This is a genomic window from Pseudomonas sp. B19125, assembly GCF_044218855.1.
GTDB lineage: Bacteria > Pseudomonadota > Gammaproteobacteria > Pseudomonadales > Pseudomonadaceae > Aquipseudomonas > Aquipseudomonas edaphica.
This window is the reverse complement of the sequence record NZ_CP162589.1, coordinates 3183381-3201146: the sequence shown is the minus strand read 5'-3', so window position 1 is coordinate 3201146 and position 17766 is coordinate 3183381. Positions and strand designations below refer to the sequence as shown.

The window sequence follows — 17766 nt, the reverse complement described above, 5'->3', positions numbered from 1 at the left end:
GGCGGGCCTTACAACTGCCAGGAGCCGATATCGGCATTCACGCCGTCGCCATCCGGTTTGCCGTCGGCACCCAGGGAGAACACATCGACCTCACCATTGGCGCCGGGGTTGAGGTAGTGATAAGGGTTGCCCCACGGGTCGTTGGGCAGGCGCTCCAGGTAGGCGCGCCAGTTACTGTTCTTGGCGTCGGCCGGGCGTTCTACCAGCACTTTCAAGCCCTGGTTCATGCTTGGGTAGCTGCCGTGGTCGAGCCGATAGAGTTTCAGCGCCTGCATCAACCCGCCGATATCCTGCTTGGCCGCCGTGGCCCGTGCCTGGTCGGGCCGATCGAGCACTTTGGGCACCACCATCGCCGCCAGAATCCCGAGGATGACCACCACCACCATGATCTCGATCAAGGTGAAGCCACGTTGGCCGCGCGGGCCTGGCAATGGGGACGTTAGGGGCGCGATTTCCATCTCGACATTCCTTGGCTTGGGTGCATTTCGTGGCGCAGTGTTGCAAGAACACATGTCAGTCGTATTGAAAATCCTCGGGAGGTTTGGTCGCTAATCGGTCAACTGCCGGCGCTAGTCTGCGGGCCTGTTTCCCGGCTTTGAGAGCGCCATGTACAGCCGCCGCAAGGAGCAAGGCTTTACCCTGATTGAAGTGCTGGTGGCGCTGGCGATCATTGCTGTGGCCATGGCGGCGGCCGTGCGCGTGGCCGGGTTGATGACCCAGAGCAACGGCCTGCTGCGCGACAAATCCATCGCGTTGCTGGCCGGACAAAGTCGGTTGGCGGAGCTGCGGTTGGGCGGACAGCTACGCAGCGGCAAAAAGACCTTCGACTGTGACCAGGGCCGACTGAAGCTGCGCTGTGAGCAGACCATCAACGCCGAGGGTCGCCTGTTTCAGGTCAGCCTGCTGGTGCTCGATGCCAGCCGCGAAGCGCCGCCGCTGGCGCGTCTGGCGACCCAGGTCATGGCCGAGTGAGTGACGGTAATGCGGGCGCGTCCGGCAACTTGTCGAGGTTGACGCGCAGCTTCTCGCCGCCGCGCTCGATCTCCACGCCATCACCTTCAATGGCCGTCAGCCGCACACCGGGGCTCAAACGCTCGCCGAGCAGGAAGCTGCGCGGCGGCCCATCGTTAAGGCTGAGGATCGCCACCGCGCCACGCGCGCCGGCGAGCACGCCCGAGACTTTGACCTGCAACGCCGAGGGCGCGCTGGCAAACCACTGCAACGCCGGGTTGTCACTGCGCGCCGCCAGCGTCTGGGGCGCGGCCTGGGGCGTGTGGGACTCGGCGGATGTCAGCAGCAACGGCGTCCACACCGCCACCCCGGCCAGGGCCGCCAACAAGGCCAGCGCCTGCACACTGTGGGCGGGCGAAAATCGAAGAGCAAATGCCATGAGCGGGACCTCCTGTCTGTGCGTGCTTTCAGCCTACAGGCCAATTCGCACGTTTTTATTTCACAAGCTCACCAGTTGTTCAGGAGTCGGGCGATGAAACAGCAAGGCTTTACTCTGATCGAGTTGATGGTGGTGCTGGTGATCATCGGCATTGCCAGTGCCGCCATCAGCCTGACCATCAAGCCCGACCCGCTGCACCTGCTGCGCAAGGATGCCGAACGCCTGAGCCAACTGCTGCAAGTGGCCCAGGCTGAAGCCCGTGCGGACGGGCGCCCCATCACCTGGCGCGCCGACGCCAAGGGCTTTGGCTTCAACCGCCGCAGTGATGACGGTTCAGGTATCGAGACCTTCAAGGGCGACAGCCAACTGCGCCCGCGCCCGTGGGAACACACGCCGATGCAGGTCTCAATCGAACCCGGGCGGGTGCTCGTACTCGACGCCGAATGGATCAGCCCGCCGGTGCGCGTGGTGCTGTCCGATGGCCAATACAGCCTCAGCCTGCAGCGCGATGCGGCCGGGCTGATGCGTGTGGTGACTCAACCATGAACCCATCCCAGCAAGGCTTCACCCTGATCGAAGTAATGGTGGCGATCATGCTGATGGCGGTGGTCAGCCTGATCGCCTGGCGTGGGCTCGACAGCGTGACCCGCGCCGACCAGCACCTGCAGGCCAGCACGGAGCAGACAGAAGCGCTGTTGCGGGCGTTGAACCAGCTGCAACGCGATGTCAGCCTGCGCGCCAGCGTGGAACTGAGCGCGCCTGGCCCAACCGAAGACGACACCGCCAAACCTGCCGGGTTGGCCGCCGTGACGGTGCGCAGCTCCGACAGCAAGGGTTTTACGCTGGAGGTGATTCGCAGTGCACCGGTGGCCGGAGATGGATTGCAACGCGTGCGCTGGTGGCTCAAGGGCGACAGCCTGTACCGTGCGGCGGCGCCTGCGCGGGAGCGCTTTCCGTTGCCGGCGGCCAAAGGCGGGGTTGTGGTGTTGAGCGGGGTCAGTGATGTGCAGGTGCGGGTGTGGGAGGCGGACAAGGGTTGGCGGCAGTTGAGTGGCAATCGGCGGGAGGATCCGTTGGGCATGGAGATCAGCCTGGTCAGGCAGACGCCCCAGGGGGTGGAGCGGTATCGGCAGGTGTTGGGGCCGTTGCGTTAGCTTTACTGCCTTGGCGCGGTGGGCGGTGGGCGGTGGGCGGTGTACATATCCGTTGCTGCGGTAACGGCGGCCTATGGTTCCGCTCTTACAGCGGGTCACTTTTGTAAAGACATGTACGGACCGGACACATGGTTGACACATGTGCGGGGACATGGTGGACGCATTATTGACCATAATCAGGCTTACTAATGTCGATTGTTCGCAAAAAGTGATGGCAGAAATAGACGTCGAACAGACCATCGCTTTCTGCGTTCGGGCGGATTGCTATGTGCTGTCCTACCAAGCCTTTTGCGATGCTGAAGTAGCGTTTTTGGAAGCGAAAACGGCTGTGATAAACCTTGGCTAACACGTCGTCTGGTCCGTATTCAAACTCAGGTAGCTTTTGCGGATAAGCCCAAGGACTGCTGCGATAGCGGTCCATGGGCACCTTGTATTCCAGCGCCTGATGAGGACGTTGCAGGTTGTATATTTCACGCCATTGATCGAATGCTGATTGAGCATCCGCTAGCGTAGAAAAGTGACGCCCGTTAAGGACTTCTGCCTTGAGTGATCGATGAAAACGCTCGATTTTCCCATTTGTTTGCGGATGGTAGGGACGACTGAAACTTATCCGAATTCCCAAACGCACCAGCCAAATACTCAACTCTGTGATCTCGCCAGGATTACGCGGTGAGCCCCATGGCGCGCCATTGTCGACGTTGATACGTGCCGGTAAACCGTAAGTTTCAAATACCTCGCTCATCTTCTGTTTTACGGTGGTGCCTCGCTCGTTATCACACGCTTGGATGGCCAGGTTGAACCGCGAATGATCGTCCAGGATGGTCAGGGGGTGGCATCGGCCTTGCTGCATTGCAAAGTGGCCTTTGAAATCCATCTGCCAAAGATCGTTGGGCTCAGGATGTTCAAATCTCAGCCGGGCCTCTGGTTCTTTCTCTGAAGGCTTAATCAAGCTGTGCCGGTGCAGGACATTAGTGACAGTACTGGGAGCAATTCGCTTGTCCAGCATGCTGCTAATTGTGCGTCCGCCCCATGCCGGATGATCTTGGCGAAGTGCAACGACCTCAGCCTCCAGCTCGGCCCGGGTCAGTTTGGGGCTGCTGGCGGGCCTGCGTGACTTCTCTTGCAAACCCGCAGAGCCGCCGGCCTCGTAACGCTTTAGCCACTTGTAGGCGGTTTGCGGACTTATACCAAATCGTCGACACAGCTCTCGCTTATTACTGCCGGGTTTCTTTGCTAATGAAACAAACTCTTGTTTTAGGCTCATGGCGTCTCTCGTGTTCCAGGGCATGATGGCCTCCCGGCGAAGCTGGCTTCGCCGAGAAGTGTCCACCATGTCCCCGCACACCCGTCAACCATGTGTCCGGTCCGTACATAAAGACACAAAAGTAACCAAAAAGTCTTCGCCCCAACACTCGGTGCCTCGCTGTGGCTCGGCATGCCCGCAATCCGACAGTGATTTGGGGGGCCGCCGCGCTGGGCCATCCTTGGCCCAGCGCGGCTAAACCGGCATCCCTGCCGGTTTACCCCCCCAAATCACTGTCGAATTCCGGCCATCGTGTTTGACGGGGCGATTTCAGATCAAGATCAAAAGCGCAGATCAAAAGACCGCTGACTTCGTCATCGAAAAGGATGTAAGAGCCAGAGCAACAGCAACAGCAACAGCAACAGCAACAGCAACAGCAACAGCAGAGCCATACTCGGTCAAAGGTGGGAGCTGGCTTGCCTGCGATGGCATCAACCGGTTGTACCTGATGTACCGAGGTGTCTGCATCGCAGGCAAGCCAGCTCCCACAGAAAAGCAGCTCTTCAGTGTATGCAAATCCGCTTTTCGCTTTTCGCTTTTGATCCAACCACTCAGGTCGGCTTTCAGGCCGCCGTGCTGTAGATCTTGATCTTGATCTGCTTTTGATCTCAGGCGCCCCGTTAACCACGATGGCCGAACGCAGGCTTGAATCCGTGGGTAACCCGGCAGGACGCCGGGTTAGCCGCGCTGGGCCAAGGATGGCCCATCGCGGCGGCCCACGGATTCAAGCCGGAGTGAGGGCATGCCGAGCCTAAGCGAGGCACCGAGTGGTGGGGCGAAGACCTTTTGGTTACTTTTGGGGCGTTTGCCAAAAGTGACCCGCTGTAAGAGCGGAACCAATAGCCGCCGTTACCCAAATAACGGATATACCCCCAACCTACGGCTCCCCCTCCCCAGTCTCAAGCCAGACCCTGCTCAAACTCAACGCGCTCGCCAGCCCCTCCAGATGCACATCCGGCAAACCCCGCAAAAACCAATTATTCAAACGTTGCGGACTAATACGCAACCACTCGGCAAACGCCGTCGGAGGAATTTCGCACGCTTTGAGCGCCACCCGCAGGCGGTGCCCCGAATGCACAAGACAAGTTGGCTGTGCCGCCTGCCCCTGAAGATGCTTATTGCAGATATTCATGAAGGATCGGCTCCCTGCCGTGCTTTTTCCCAGCAGTGACTATAAACACCGCCCGTGGGATTGGGCAGCTGTTCAAAGAGGCCGAAAAAACACAACGAGAAGACACCTACAATCACCGAGGAAAAAATCCTACACACCAAGCAGTGTTTAAAAGCGGACGCAGAGCGTCCATGGCGGCATTCCCACGCAGAGCGCGGGAACGATCAACTGAGCAACACCACCCCACCCGGCAGCTCAGTACACTTGGCCCCATACGCATCCCGAATCAACAGCGCCACGCCTGCCAATTGCTGCAAACTGAACCGCGCCTGCACCCGCCGCTGCCCCAGTTCCTTGTTAAGCAACACCAACATCCCCGGCCGATAACGATTGATCTCATCCACCACCGTCGCCAATGTCGCGTTGTTAAATACCAGCACCTGTTCACGCCAAGCGACGACCGCCTGCGCATCCACCCCAATCGGCTCGCCCACACCACCCGCGCCATAAGTCAGTTGCCGGCCACTGTCCAAGCGCACACTGCGCCCGGAAACATCCACCGTCAGCGAACCCTCGATACAGGTCACGCACACATTGCGGTCGGTGTTGCGCACATTGAACCGCGCCTGCGCCGCAGTCACCCAGCCCTCGCCGGCCTGCACCTTGAGCGGTTGCGCCAGCTGTGCAAGCACTTCGACTTCGCCTTCAAGCAACTCAATCCCCTGCCCGACCCGGCTGATACGCGTCTGTGTGTTGAGCTCCAGGCTGACGCCTTGGCTCAACAGCACCTGGCGCTGCTCACCCACCTCGGTGCGATAGTCGGCCCTCAATCCGGCAAACCCGCCCGGCACGCCCACACGCACCATCACCACTGCCGCCGTGGCCGCAATCGCGCCACCCAGGAACGCACGACGCCCAAACTGACGGTGCGGCGCCGACTGTTCGGCGGCCGCGCCCAATTGCCGCCACAACAGCTTGGCCTGCTCGAACGCCTGGGCATGCGCCGGGCTTTGCGCGACCCAGGCCTGCAGCGCCTTGGCATCAGCCACGGTGGCCCGGCCCGAGGTCAGCAACAGCAACCAATCACGGGCTTGTTCGTGCACAGGGTCAGCGGGCGATTGCCGGGTGGAGGGGAAACTGAAAATGTTCAAGCGCGCACATACTCACGGTTTTATCAGGGACTCGACACTAAGACGGTTTTCCGGCCCCGGGACCGAACCGCTGAATCACTTTTCTTTCCAGGCGCTTGGCACAATGGCCCAAAGCAGCCTTGATTTCCTTCTCTACCATGCGCGTGGAAATACCGAAGCGCTGGGAGATTTCCAGGTGCGGCGCTTCTTCCAGGCGCGCAGCGATCAGGATCTTGCGTCGGCGCGCCGGCAGTTCGTACAGGGCTTTGACCAACGACTGGATCTCTTGCTGGCCACCCACCACCCGCGAAGGGTCCTGGGCCTCATCGGCGCTTTGCAGCAACGCCTCGACTTCACTGCCGGTGAGCAAGCGCGCATCCGCCTGGCGGCGGTCGGCGGCGATGTTCAGGGCCATGCGGTACAGGTAGGCGTTGGGTTGTTGCAGGTTCGGCGGCACGTCCATGCGGTCGACCCGCAGGTAGGTTTCGTGCAGCACATCATTGGCCAGGTCCTCCGAGCCCAAGCGTTTGCGCAGGCGCACCTTGAAGTCTTCATAGGAGGCCAGAAACAGACTGACCATCGCACTGTGCCCGGTGTTCTTCATACGCCCGCGGCTCCCGTCCCTGCTGTGCATTCCATGCGTATTCCTGTTGTGTCGGGCATCAAAAGTAACGTCACCGGCTGGCGCAGCGCGCTGGGTGCCGGGCGTTCGACCCGGGTTGTCCCAAGGCTGCGCACCAGTGCTTCATCGCGTTGTTCGTCGCCGGTGGAGCTGACCAGCCGGCTGTGTTCAATCACGCCATCAGCGTTGACCCACACCTGCACCAACGCCCGAAAGCTGCCGGGCCGGGTCAGTGGTGAGCGGCACAGGCTGGCTTCGATCGCCTGTTGCAGCGCGGCGGCGTAACTGGTGTTGATGCGTGCCGTATTGCGCGCTGACGCTCCCCGCAGCAAAGGCGCCGGGGTCGGCGGGACTTGCAGGGTGACCGCATCATCACGTGCATAACGCGCCATCAGCCCACTCCCCGTCAGCAGCACCGCCAGCGCCTCCTGCGCAGTGAACCGCCCGCGCACACCGATGGAGCGCCGGCCCCGCGTCAACTCACGGTCGACCAGCACCGCCATCCCGGTGGCGCGGCTGTAGGCATGCAGTGCGTGTTCCAGGTCCTGCGCGGGCAGGTCCAATGTCAGCAGCGATGGCGCGGCGCTGGCGGGCGTTATGCCAACCAACAGCAACAGCAAGGCCAGGGCACCCATGGCGCGCTTCCAGCCTCCCTGTTCACCCCCCACGCGGCATCGCTGCACGGCTGACGTGTCCTTGAAAACCGTCATCCTGAGGCCCGTTTATGAACCTGATGTTACGGTGATAGCAAAAAAAACATCACGGTGACGGCAAGCCCGCTGAACTACACTTCGCAACACTAACGGCCCCTCTGTGCGGGCCTGCCAGGAGGCTCCGATGAAGCGTTACACCCCATTCGCCGGCCTGTTGCTGTGCGTCGCATTGCCACTGGCCGCCCACGCCGAAACCGCTGCCAAAGGCTGCACGGAAGTCACGGTAGATGGGTACAAGGCGCCCGACTATGGCTGCCTGAGCCAGCAAATGGGCAATGACCCGGACGCGGCCAAGGCCGCGCAAAAGAACCGCGAGGCGCAGAACCTCCCGGTACACAAGCGGCCGCCGAACCAGGTGGGGTTGGCCACGCCGGCGGCGACCAGTAACCGCATGGGCAATACGTTCGGGACGTCGGTAAAACCCCAACGCCCCTGAGCAATCAGGCCAACGCCGCAGCCGCAGGCGGCACAACCACCGGGCTACCGCTGGCAACAAAATCTTCTTTGCGCAACACCACCAGGGCAATCAGCGATACCACACCGGTGGCCACGTAGAAGTACCACGGTGAAGTAATGTCGCCCGTCACTTTGATCAGCCAGGTGGAGATCAGCGGCGCGCTGCCACCAAACACCGCGACCGGCACGTTATAGGCCACGGCAATCCCGGTGGAGCGGATGCGCGTGGGCAGCAACTCACTCATCAGCGCGTAGGTGGATGAGGCGTACAGCCCGAACAGGATCGCCACGGCCATCAACGGCGCGAAGAACGACGCGGGCGTGGCGGTGGGTGCCGATTTGAACAGCCAGAACATCGCCAGCGTGGCCAGGGTGCCGATCACCATCAGAAACGGCTTGCGCCCGTATTTGTCGGTGAAGGCGCCACCAAACGGCATCACGAATGCCGCCGAGAAGCTGGCGACAAACACATAGAGCAAGGTGGTGCCGCTGTCGAACTTGAGGATCTTGGCCATGTAGGTCGAGGCGAAGGTCAGCACCAGGTAAAAGATCGAGCTGTGCAAGGTAATGATGAAGAACACCAGGGCGATGGCGCGTTTCCACTGCCAGACCTCGCGCAGCGGCGCGCGGGAGGTTTGCCCGGCGCGTTGCAGGGCCAGAAACTCCGGGCTGTCTTCGAGCTTGAGGCGGATATACATGGAGATAAACCCCAGCGGCGCCGCGATCAGGAACGGCACGCGCCAGGCCCATTCCTGCATCGTGTCGGCGCCCAGAATCCAGGTCATGCCGTTCGCCACGGCGCCACCCAGCAGCAGGCCGAGCACGGCGGTAACCATCAACCAGCACGTGGCAAAACCGCGGCGGCCGGGGCCGGCGTATTCGGAGATAAAGCTGGTGACGGTGCCGATCTCGCCGCCCGCCGAAAAGCCCTGCACGCAGCGCACCAGAATCAGCAGGATCGGCGCGGCGATACCAAGGGTCGCATAAGTGGGCAACAGGCCCAGCATTACAGTGGAGCCGGTCATCATCACCAGCGCCATGATCAGGGTTTTGCGCCGGCCGATCTTGTCCGCCAGCGGGCCGAAGAACAGCCCGCCCAACGGCCGGATAAAGAAGCTCAGGGCAAACGCCGCGAAACTGGCGAGCAGGCTGGTGGTGGGGTCGTCGGAGACGAAAAACGCCTGGCCGATGTACACGGCGAGAAAGCCGTAGACGCCATAGTCGTACCACTCGATCAAGTGGCCGGAGGTGGCACCGAGGAATGCACGGCGGCGCTTGCGCTGCGTGTCTTGCGCTGTATTGCCCATCGAAGGGACTCCTTGTCGGTTGTTCTGTCCATGAAAAGCTAGGAAAGCGCGGCGATACTCGCTGCTTTCAACCACTGCCGCAAGTCGGTCTTGAGGGTTTTGCCGTAGCTGTTCTTCGGCAAATCGGCCCTGAACACATACTTTTTGGGTTTCTTGAATGACGCCATGCGCTGCAGAAACCACGCGGTGAGTTCGGCCTCATCCAACGCCTGCCCGCTGCGTGTAACCACGAAGGCCACCACTGACTCGCCCCATTGCGCGTCCGGCTCACCCACCACACACACCTCGGACACGTCGGGATGCTGCACCAGCACTTCCTCGACTTCACGCGGGTACACATTGCTGCCGCCAGTGATGATTACGTCTTTGGAGCGATCGGTGAGGGTCAAGAAGCCGGCCAGGTCGAGAAAGCCGATGTCGCCGGTGAGCAACCAGCCATCCACCAGGGTTTGCGCGGTGGCCTGCGGGTTGCGCCAATAACCTTGCATCACCGTGGCACCGCGCACGGCGATCTCACCGCGCTCGCCGGTCGGCAGCGGTTGGTGCCGGGCATCCAGAATACGGATTTCGACACAGGCTTGCGCATGGCCAACAGACGCCGCCAAGGTTGACCAGCCTGGGCGCTGGCGGTCCGCGATCAGAGCGCGTGGCAATACGCTGATGGTCATCGGGCTTTCACCCTGGCCGTAGATCTGCACCAAGCGCGCGCCGAAGGTGTCGAGCGCCTCGCACAGGTCGGCCAGGTACATCGGCCCGCCTCCGTAGACGATGGTCTTGATGCCGTCGCCGCCATAACCCTGGCGCCGCGCCTGTTCGACCATGCGCTTGACCATGGTCGGTGCGGCGAACAGCGATACATTGCCCAGCTCCGTAGCCAGACCAAATAACTCGCCGGCATCAAAACCGCCGGAAGCCGGCACCACATGCCGGGCGCCGCAGCGCACATGGATGAAGTTGTACAGCCCCGCACCGTGGGACATCGGCGCGGCATACACGGCTGCATCGTCGGCACTGACCGCGTCGACATCCGTGGGGTAACACAGCGACATCGCAATGAGGTTGCCGTGGGACAACATCACGCCCTTGGAGCGCCCGGTGGTGCCGGAGGTGTAGAACAGCCAGGCCAGGTCCTCGTCCAGGCGCGGCACCGGCTGCTCCAGCGTCGGCCAGCCACGGGTCGGCGGCAGCGTGTGAGCGTCCAGCTCCTTGCAGCGCGCAGGCAAGTCCCGGGATGACGCGAAGACCCGGCCGCCGTCGGTAAAGATCAAGCGGGCCTCGGCATGGGTGGCAATCCATGCAGCCTCTGCCGGGTGCAGTTTGGCGTTGATCGGCACCACCACGCCACCCAGCCACCAGACGGCGTAGAGCACTTCCAGGTAGTCGCAGCTGTTCTTCATCAGCAGCGCTACCGCATCGCCCGGCACCAGGCCATATTGATCGACCAGTTGCGCAGCGCGTTGACGGACATGGGCGGTGAAGGTCGCGTAGTCGGCGACTTGCCGCGTGCCCTCAAACAACGCCGGGCGTAGCGGATCGCGGCGCTGGGTGTCGTGCAGCCAGTTGGCAATGTTCATGGTTCAGCTCCGACGCGCGTGCAGCACCGAGGCATAGTTGGCCACGGCCATCCCGCCCATATTGAACACCAGGCCGAATTCGGGGTTGGGTACCGCCAGGCCGATCGGCTCGCCGGTCAACTGGCGAAACGCTAGGGCATGCATCGACACACCGGTGGCGCCCACCGGATGCCCCTTGGCCTTGAGCCCGCCGGACAGGTTCACCGGCAACCGCCCGCCCGCGCGCACCACACCGCTGTCGAGCACACGGTGCCCCTCACCTTTGGGCGCCAGGCCCATGGCCTCGTAGATCAGCAGCTCAGCGATGGTGAAGCAGTCATGCACCTCGGCGAAACTCAGGTCGGCCAGGGTGATATTCGCCCCGCGCAACGCCGCATGAATCGCGCGTTGCGGGCCTTCAAACGCGAGGATGTCGCGCTGGGCAATCGGCAGGCAATCGTTGACCTGGGTCAGTGTACGAATCTGCACATCACGGCGGAACGCCCGCGCGCGCTTGGGCGAGGCCAGGATGATCGCGGCGGCGCCGTCGCTGATCAGCGAGCAGTCGGTAAGGCGCAGCGAATCGGCCACAAACGGGTTGCTCTTGGACACGTTGTTGCAGTGCTCGAAATCCATCACCCGGTGCATCTGTGCCAGCGGGTTGGCCATGGCGTTGGAGTGGTTCTTGGTGGCGATGGCCGCCATCGAGCCCAACGGGCAGTGGTAGCGCTCGGCATACTGGCGCGCCGCACGGCCGAACAGCTGCGGGAAACTCAAGCCCGCTTCGGCCGGGTCGTTCTGATAGCCGGCGCCGGCCAAGGCCTGGGTCACCTCGGCGGTGGTGGTGTGGGTCATCTTTTCCGCGCCCACCACCAGTACCAGCTCGGCGCTGCCGGACAGGATCGCCTGGACCCCGGCCAGGATTGCCGCCGAGCCGGACGCGCAGGCGTTTTCACAGCGGGTCGCCGGTTTGAAGCGCAGCCCAGGGTCGGCCTGCAGCAGCAGCGAGGCCGGGAACCCGTCGGGCACCAACCCGGAGTTGAAGTGGCCAAGGAACAACGCGTCGATCTCGCTCGCGTCAATCGCCGCGTCCTTCAGGGCTTCGCGGGTGACCTGTACGATCAGATCCTCCAGGCGGGTGCCTTCAAGGCGACCAAAACGTGAATGACCGGCAGCAACAATGGAGACGCAATCAGCTGGCATAATCAATTTCTTCTATTTTTGGCGCGGACATTTACCTACAATGACCCACCGTTGGGCGCGCGCCAATTCGTGCAACTACTTACATGGCTAAGTAGCCCCAGTTGAGAAAAGCGACGAGGCAGGATGCCCAATGAACGCGTTTGCACAGCAGTTCCACGACATAGAACGCCTGGCGTTCCAGCTCTCCCCCGCGCCGCAACTGGTCACCCGCAACCGCGTAATGGTCGACTGTAATGAGGCTTTCCTGCAGTTGTTCGGCTATTCGCGCGACGCATTGGTCAACCAGCTGACGCTGCTGATCTACCCTTCCCAGGCTGACTACCACGCCATTGGCAAGCGCAGCCATGAATGGCTGCTGGAAAGCGAAAACGGCTTTTACTCCGACGAACGTTTCATGCAGCACCACAACGGCGAAGTGTTCTGGGCCAGGTCCCACGGCTACACCCTTACGCCCAAAGACCCGTTCAAGCTGATGATCTGGCACTTCGAACGCCTGGACCGCACCCACCAGGGCACCGGCGACCTCACGCCACGGGAGCGGGAAATCGCCATGCACATCGTCAATGGCCTCAAGTCCAAGGAAATCGCCTTGCGCCTGGCGATCTCCCACCGCACGGTGGAGGTGCACCGGGCGCGCTTGATGAGAAAGTTGCAGGCCAAGACGGTGGTGGAATTGGTGTCGAAAATTATTATGGTGGCCTGACGGAGGTAGATTTTTGTCGGGTTGCGATATCACTCGAAGCTACAGCAGTGCTGCGCGCTGAAAAACGCACCTGTCATGCCCTGTGACTTTCCCGCCTCAAGTGTTCCATCGAGCACGCCCGTACAATTCGCATCCGTGCCGGCCGCCTAAGCTCCTGACTTTCCAAAAACGGCTGGAGAGCAGGCATGGGTAGAAACGCGAATACGGTAAGCCTGGCATTGACGCTGTTGGTCGGGGCCATGATGAACAGCGCGTTTGCGGCAAAGCCGAGCGTGGCAGTGGCACCGCAATACGACACCAGCCACGTCTACGTGGCACCCGCTGATGTGGACCGCTTTGCCACGAGCTTCCTCGCGACCTTCGGTGGCAAAAGTACCCCACAGGTGGTGGTGAACGTACTGCCAGTGCCAAGCAGTACCACCTCGCAATTGCTGCAGACGCCAGTCGGTACGGTGTCACTGTTCGGCTTCAGCACACCTATCCCACATCCGTTTGGCCAGGAGCGCAACGGTTATCTGGTCAAAGACATGGACGTGGCACTCAAGGCCGCACGGGAAAATGGTGCAGCCGTAATTGTCAGTGACTTTCCCGACCCCATCGGCCGCGATGCCGTGGTGCAGTGGCCGGGCGGTGTGAACATGCAGCTCTACTGGCACACCCAGGCCCCGAACTACGCAGGGTTCCAGACGGTGCCGGAAAACCGCGTCTACCTGCCAGCCGAGCGGGCCGAGGCGTTTATCAACGCTTTCCTCGGTTTTTCCCATGGCAAGGTCCTGGCTGACGACAAACACGCGCCGGGTATCGATATCGGCCAGGGCGGCCTCTACCGGCGTGTCGACCTGCAATCGCCGTTCGGACGCATGGCCGTACTGGTGACCAATGGCCAACTGCCCTACCCGTTCGGCCATGAGACCACCGGTTACCAAGTCGACGACCTGACGGCTACCCTGGCCAAAGCCACAGGCTCTGGCGCCACTGTGCTGGTACCGGCGTTCGCGAGCAAAGGGCGGCGCAGCGCAATGGTCGAATTTCCCGGTGGATACGTCGCGGAAATTCACCAGCTCAGCGCGACAAAATGAATCGTCATACCCCCTGGGGCTTGGCCGTGCTGTGGCCGCTGCTCACCGCCAGCGCCCACGCAGAGGAGCAAGCCACCCGACCGGTGCTCAAAACCAACCGCTGGCAGGAAAACTGGTCGGTGCTGCAAGACCCGGTGCTGCGCACGCAACCTCTGGACAACTTGAAGTACATCCCGCTGTCAAGCACCAACCCGTTGACGTACCTGTCGTTGGGCGCGAGCTTGCGCGAACGCTTCGAGATGAACGATGCCAGTGGCTTCGGCGTGCGCGATGTGAAGCGTGATCGCTACCTGATCCAGCGCTTTGAGATCCACGCGGACCTGCACCTGGACGAAAACTGGCGGGTGTTCACCCAACTCGAAGATGCTCGGGCGTACGACAAAACCACAGTGGGTGGTGCCGATCAAAACCGTGTCGACTTGCGGCTGGCATTTGCCGAGTACGTGAACACCTTCAGCAGCGGGACGTTCAAGGGCCGTATCGGCCGCCAGGACTTCGCCTTCGACTTGCAGCGTTTTATCTCGTCGCGGGATGGGCCGAATGTGCGCCAGTCGTTCGACGCGCTCTGGGCCGACTGGGAAACCACCCATTGGCGTTTTATCGCGATCGCCAGCCAGCCGGTGCAGTATCAGGACGAGAGACACTTTGACGACCGCTCCAACAGCGACGCTCGCTTTCACCTGCTGCGGGTCGAGCGACTGGTGGGCGGCAGCAATGAGTTGTCGGCCTACTACGGCGTGTATGAACGCAGCGCTGCGCATTACCTGGACGCCGACGGCGAGGAAACCCGCCAGCTGTTCGACGCCCGCCTGGGCGGTGTGGCCCGGGGCTTCGATTGGGACATCGAGGCGATGCTGCAAAGGGGGTCGGTGGGGAGCAAGTCGATTCGGGCGTGGGCCGCTGGCAGCCGTACGGGCTACACGCTTGACGGCCTGGCATGGAAACCACGGCTCGGCGTGCAACTGGATATCGCCTCCGGCGACCGCAAAGCGGGTGACGCTACCGTCGGCACGTTCAACCCGCTGTTTCCCAACGGCTACTATTTTTCACTGGCCGGCTATACGGGCTACAGCAACCTGATCCACGTCAAACCGTCGATCACCGTCAAGCCCATTGCCAAACTGAGCGTACAGACTGCCATCGGCCTGCTCTGGCGACAGACCACCGAAGACGCGGTCTATACCCAACCGAACTTGCCCGTGGCCGGCACTGCAGGCAAAGGTGAACGCTGGACCGGCGCCTACACTCAGCTGCGCACCGACTATGACTTCACACCGAACCTTACCGGCGCGGTGGAAGCCGTGCATTACGCGGTGGGCCGCACCCTGCGCGAGGCCGGTGGTGACGACAGCAATTACCTGGGAGTCGAGCTCAAATTCAGTTGGTAAACCCAAGCAAGCACAGGTGTACAAGCCCTTCGACACGTGCAGGGCAATAGTAACGCGCAGTCATCCCCCTCAATAAAGGAGTTATGCATGAGCACATTCGTTGCCAAAGATGGTACCCAGATCTACTTCAAGGACTGGGGCAGCGGTAAACCTGTATTGTTCAGCCACGGCTGGCCGCTGGATGCGGATATGTGGGAATACCAGATGGAATACCTGAGCAGCCGCGGCTTTCGCACCATCGCTTTCGACCGCCGTGGTTTTGGCCGGTCCGACCAACCATGGACCGGCAATGACTACGACACCTTCGCCGACGATATTGCCCAGTTGATTGAACACCTGGACCTCACCGACGTGACCCTGGTGGGCTTCTCCATGGGCGGCGGCGACGTCGCTCGCTACATTGCCCGCCATGGCAACGCACGCGTAGCCGGCCTGGTATTGCTGGGTGCCGTGACGCCGATCTTTGGTCAGAAAGCAGACTACCCGCAAGGTGTGCCCGCCGATGTATTTGACGGTATCAAGGCCGGGCTACTCAAGGACCGCGCGCAATTTATCAGCGATTTCAATACCCCGTTCTTTGGCATCAACCAGGGGCAGAAGGTCTCGCCGGGCGTGCTTACCCAGACCTTGCAGATCGCCTTGCTGGCATCGCTCAAATCGACGGTTGATTGCGTCACGGCATTCTCCGAAACCGACTTCCGCCCGGACATGACCAAGGTCGATGTGCCGACCCTGGTGATCCACGGTGATGGCGACCAGATCGTGCCGTTCGAGACCACCGGCAAGGTGGCGGCGCAGATGATTAAAGGCGCGCAATTGAAGGTGTACAAGGACGCGCCGCATGGTTTTGCCGCCACTCACACCCAGCAGTTGAACGAAGACCTGTTGGCCTTCCTCAACCGCTGAAGCAACGGCGTCACCCTCTCCTTTCTTTGGCCGGGCTTGCCCGGCCTTTTTTTGTTCAGGCGTGATCAAGTGCCAGGCGACCGGGCCCTGCGATCAGAATGCTGGAAAACAGGATCAACAGCAGCCATCCAAACTGCCCTTCAAACAGCGACCACTGCGGGTGCACTACCAGCAAAGCCACCAGCAGCACTGCAAGGATCGGCAAACAGGCCAGGCGCACCCAGACCCCGGCGATAATCAACAACGGGCAGACGACTTCAGCGCCAATCGCCAGGCATAACGTGACATTGGCACCCAGGTGGAACGGGTCTTCGATCAGCGTCAATTGTTGGCTGTAGTGGAGCAGTTTGGGCAGCCCATGTACCCACAGCAAGAACAGCGATGCACTCACTCGCAGAAACAGCAGCCCAAGCGCCTGACTTTTTGATTCATTCATCTGCAACGTCCATAAAAGAAACCGACGTCGATTGTGTCCGCAGAGCCGCGCCCGAGCTTGCAAGCCTGTGCTGACCTTATGGCAAAGAGCCGGCTATGCTGGGCGCCACACAAACTACCCCGGTTGAATCAACCACCCCAGGCTGCGGTCCCACTTCATACGCTCATCGCTACAGGAATCGTAAACATGACTCTGCCCCACGACATGACCCAGATTGAAATCACCACCTTCGGCGGCCCCGAGGTTCTCCAGCCCCGTCAGGTTGCAGTGCCCTCACCCGGCCCCGGCGAAATTCTGATCCGCGTGCATGCCGCCGGGGTCAACCGTCCTGATGCCCTGCAACGCGCCGGCAAGTACCCGATGAAGCCCGGCATGAGCCCGATACCGGGCCTGGAAGTGGCCGGCGAAGTGGTTGCGCTGGGCGACGGCGTCAGTGAATACAGCCTGGGTGACAAGGTCTGTGCCCTGACCAATGGTGGCGGCTATGCACAGTTCTGCGCCGTACCCGCCAGCCAGGCCCTGCCGGTGCCTGAAGGCATGGATTGGATTCAAGCCGCTGCCGTGCCGGAAACCTTTTTTACTGTCTGGGCCAACCTGTTCGGCCTGGGTGGCGCGCACACAGGCCAACGCGCCTTGATCCACGGCGGCACCAGCGGCATCGGCACCACCGCGCTGATGCTCTGCCAGGAGTTCGGCATCCAGGCGTTCGCCACCGCCGGCAGCGCCGACAAATGCGCGGCGATTGCAAAACTGGGCGCCGAGCCGATCAACTACCGCGAGCAGGACTTTGCCGAGGTCATCGCCAAGAAGACCGGCGACCAGGGCGTCGACGTGATCCTCGACATCATGGGAGCCTCCTACCTGAACAACAACCTCAAGGCCCTGGGCATGGACGGGCACTTGGTGATGCTGGGATTCCTCGGCGGCGGCAAAGCCAATGACGTCGACCTGCTGACGATCCTCGGCAAACGCGCAGTCATCACCGGTTCCTTGTTGCGCGCTCGCACCAAGGACGAGAAAGCCGCAATCGCTGAGCAACTGCGCGAATACATATGGCCGGTGCTGTCCGCCGGGCGCTGCCTGCCGATCATCGACAAAGTGTACGCATACACCGACGCCGCCCAGGCCCATGCGCGCATGGAAGGTGGGGACCATATCGGCAAGATCGTGTTGCAAGTGAAGTAATCGAGCCCCGGCGAGGCGACGGCACAGGCGACATACAAGTTGCCTGACCCACCGCTTTCGCAGCCTCGCTAAAGCTCGACAGCTCCCACAGGGAATCGGCTGTGTTGCTGGGGGTTCGGTTTGCAGG

19 protein-coding genes are annotated in these 17766 nt (G+C 61.6%); 9 read left to right on the top strand and 10 right to left on the bottom strand.

Annotated elements, in window-relative coordinates; translation table 11 throughout:
• Window positions 1-8: 8 nt before the first annotated feature.
• Complete coding sequence (gene gspG / locus AB4P96_RS14740) at window positions 9-458, bottom strand: type II secretion system major pseudopilin GspG (RefSeq protein ID WP_017139656.1); 450 nt, start codon at window positions 456-458, stop codon at window positions 9-11.
• A 148-nt stretch (window positions 459-606) separates the two neighbouring features.
• Here gspG and gspI point away from each other — a divergent pair, with 148 nt between their 5' ends.
• Complete coding sequence (gene gspI / locus AB4P96_RS14735) at window positions 607-972, top strand: type II secretion system minor pseudopilin GspI (RefSeq protein WP_017139657.1); 366 nt, start codon at window positions 607-609, stop codon at window positions 970-972.
• On the opposite strand, the gene AB4P96_RS14730 is transcribed toward gspI, so the two are convergent.
• Window positions 959-1390, bottom strand: coding sequence for a type II secretion system protein N (locus AB4P96_RS14730; RefSeq protein WP_169986412.1), 432 nt, complete (start codon window positions 1388-1390; stop codon window positions 959-961). The two genes, gspI and AB4P96_RS14730, sit on opposite strands and share 14 nt — an antisense overlap.
• Window positions 1391-1483: 93 nt before the next feature.
• Here AB4P96_RS14730 and gspH point away from each other — a divergent pair, with 93 nt between their 5' ends.
• A complete protein-coding gene (gene gspH, locus AB4P96_RS14725) occupies window positions 1484-1936 on the top strand; it encodes a type II secretion system minor pseudopilin GspH (protein ID WP_026013888.1) in 453 nt (150 codons plus the stop codon).
• Entirely contained in the window at window positions 1933-2544 is a 612-nt protein-coding gene (locus AB4P96_RS14720; protein ID WP_017139660.1) for a prepilin-type N-terminal cleavage/methylation domain-containing protein, read from the top strand. Before gspH ends, AB4P96_RS14720 begins: the two co-directional genes overlap by 4 nt.
• Before the next feature lie 163 nt (window positions 2545-2707).
• Here AB4P96_RS14720 and AB4P96_RS14715 read toward each other — a convergent pair whose 3' ends face one another.
• From AB4P96_RS14715 to AB4P96_RS14700, 4 genes are all read right to left on the bottom strand, one after another.
• Window positions 2708-3832 carry an IS481 family transposase gene (locus AB4P96_RS14715; protein WP_017135449.1) on the bottom strand — a complete coding sequence of 375 codons (1125 nt, stop codon included), beginning with the start codon at window positions 3830-3832 and terminating at the stop codon, window positions 2708-2710.
• A 1350-nt stretch (window positions 3833-5182) separates the two neighbouring features.
• A complete protein-coding gene (locus tag AB4P96_RS14710) occupies window positions 5183-6109 on the bottom strand; it encodes a FecR domain-containing protein (RefSeq protein WP_236462222.1) in 927 nt (308 codons plus the stop codon).
• Window positions 6110-6146: 37 nt separating this feature from the next.
• Window positions 6147-6692 (bottom strand): RNA polymerase sigma factor, encoded by a 546-nt coding sequence (locus AB4P96_RS14705; RefSeq protein ID WP_017134603.1) that lies wholly within the window; start codon window positions 6690-6692, stop codon window positions 6147-6149.
• Window positions 6689-7345 (bottom strand): secretin and TonB N-terminal domain-containing protein, encoded by a 657-nt coding sequence (locus AB4P96_RS14700; protein ID WP_395600950.1) that lies wholly within the window; start codon window positions 7343-7345, stop codon window positions 6689-6691. The genes AB4P96_RS14705 and AB4P96_RS14700 overlap by 4 nt, the downstream gene beginning before the upstream one ends.
• Window positions 7346-7547: 202 nt before the next feature.
• Here AB4P96_RS14700 and AB4P96_RS14695 point away from each other — a divergent pair, with 202 nt between their 5' ends.
• The gene (locus tag AB4P96_RS14695; protein ID WP_017134601.1) at window positions 7548-7859 is read left to right on the top strand and encodes a hypothetical protein; all 312 of its coding nucleotides are present in this window, start codon (window positions 7548-7550) and stop codon (window positions 7857-7859) included.
• A 4-nt stretch (window positions 7860-7863) separates the two neighbouring features.
• Here AB4P96_RS14695 and AB4P96_RS14690 read toward each other — a convergent pair whose 3' ends face one another.
• The 3 genes from AB4P96_RS14690 to AB4P96_RS14680 are packed head-to-tail and all read right to left on the bottom strand — an operon-like array spanning window position 7864 to window position 11942.
• The gene (locus AB4P96_RS14690; RefSeq protein WP_099549187.1) at window positions 7864-9186 is read right to left on the bottom strand and encodes an MFS transporter; all 1323 of its coding nucleotides are present in this window, start codon (window positions 9184-9186) and stop codon (window positions 7864-7866) included.
• 38 nt (window positions 9187-9224) lie between these two features.
• Window positions 9225-10760, bottom strand: a complete 1536-nt coding sequence (locus AB4P96_RS14685; protein WP_395600949.1) for a class I adenylate-forming enzyme family protein — start codon at window positions 10758-10760, stop codon at window positions 9225-9227.
• 3 nt (window positions 10761-10763) lie between these two features.
• Window positions 10764-11942, bottom strand: coding sequence for an acetyl-CoA acetyltransferase (locus AB4P96_RS14680; RefSeq protein ID WP_395600948.1), 1179 nt, complete (start codon window positions 11940-11942; stop codon window positions 10764-10766).
• Between the two features lie 130 nt (window positions 11943-12072).
• Here AB4P96_RS14680 and AB4P96_RS14675 point away from each other — a divergent pair, with 130 nt between their 5' ends.
• From AB4P96_RS14675 to AB4P96_RS14660, 4 genes are all read left to right on the top strand, one after another.
• On the top strand, window positions 12073-12645 hold the full coding sequence (locus AB4P96_RS14675; RefSeq protein WP_138453870.1) for a LuxR C-terminal-related transcriptional regulator: 573 nt from the start codon (window positions 12073-12075) through the stop codon (window positions 12643-12645).
• A 185-nt stretch (window positions 12646-12830) separates the two neighbouring features.
• Entirely contained in the window at window positions 12831-13724 is an 894-nt protein-coding gene (locus AB4P96_RS14670; RefSeq protein ID WP_176992604.1) for a VOC family protein, read from the top strand.
• Window positions 13721-15112: an alginate export family protein gene (locus AB4P96_RS14665; RefSeq protein WP_395600947.1), complete on the top strand. Its 1392-nt coding sequence runs from the start codon at window positions 13721-13723 to the stop codon at window positions 15110-15112. The genes AB4P96_RS14670 and AB4P96_RS14665 overlap by 4 nt, the downstream gene beginning before the upstream one ends.
• A gap of 87 nt (window positions 15113-15199) precedes the next feature.
• Window positions 15200-16018: an alpha/beta fold hydrolase gene (locus AB4P96_RS14660; RefSeq protein WP_395600946.1), complete on the top strand. Its 819-nt coding sequence runs from the start codon at window positions 15200-15202 to the stop codon at window positions 16016-16018.
• A 55-nt stretch (window positions 16019-16073) separates the two neighbouring features.
• On the opposite strand, the gene AB4P96_RS14655 is transcribed toward AB4P96_RS14660, so the two are convergent.
• The gene (locus tag AB4P96_RS14655; protein WP_026013490.1) at window positions 16074-16454 is read right to left on the bottom strand and encodes a DoxX family protein; all 381 of its coding nucleotides are present in this window, start codon (window positions 16452-16454) and stop codon (window positions 16074-16076) included.
• A 186-nt stretch (window positions 16455-16640) separates the two neighbouring features.
• On the opposite strand from AB4P96_RS14655, the gene AB4P96_RS14650 reads away from it, so the two are divergent.
• Window positions 16641-17639 (top strand): NAD(P)H-quinone oxidoreductase, encoded by a 999-nt coding sequence (locus AB4P96_RS14650; RefSeq protein WP_099549182.1) that lies wholly within the window; start codon window positions 16641-16643, stop codon window positions 17637-17639.
• The last annotated feature ends 127 nt before the right edge of the window (window positions 17640-17766 follow it).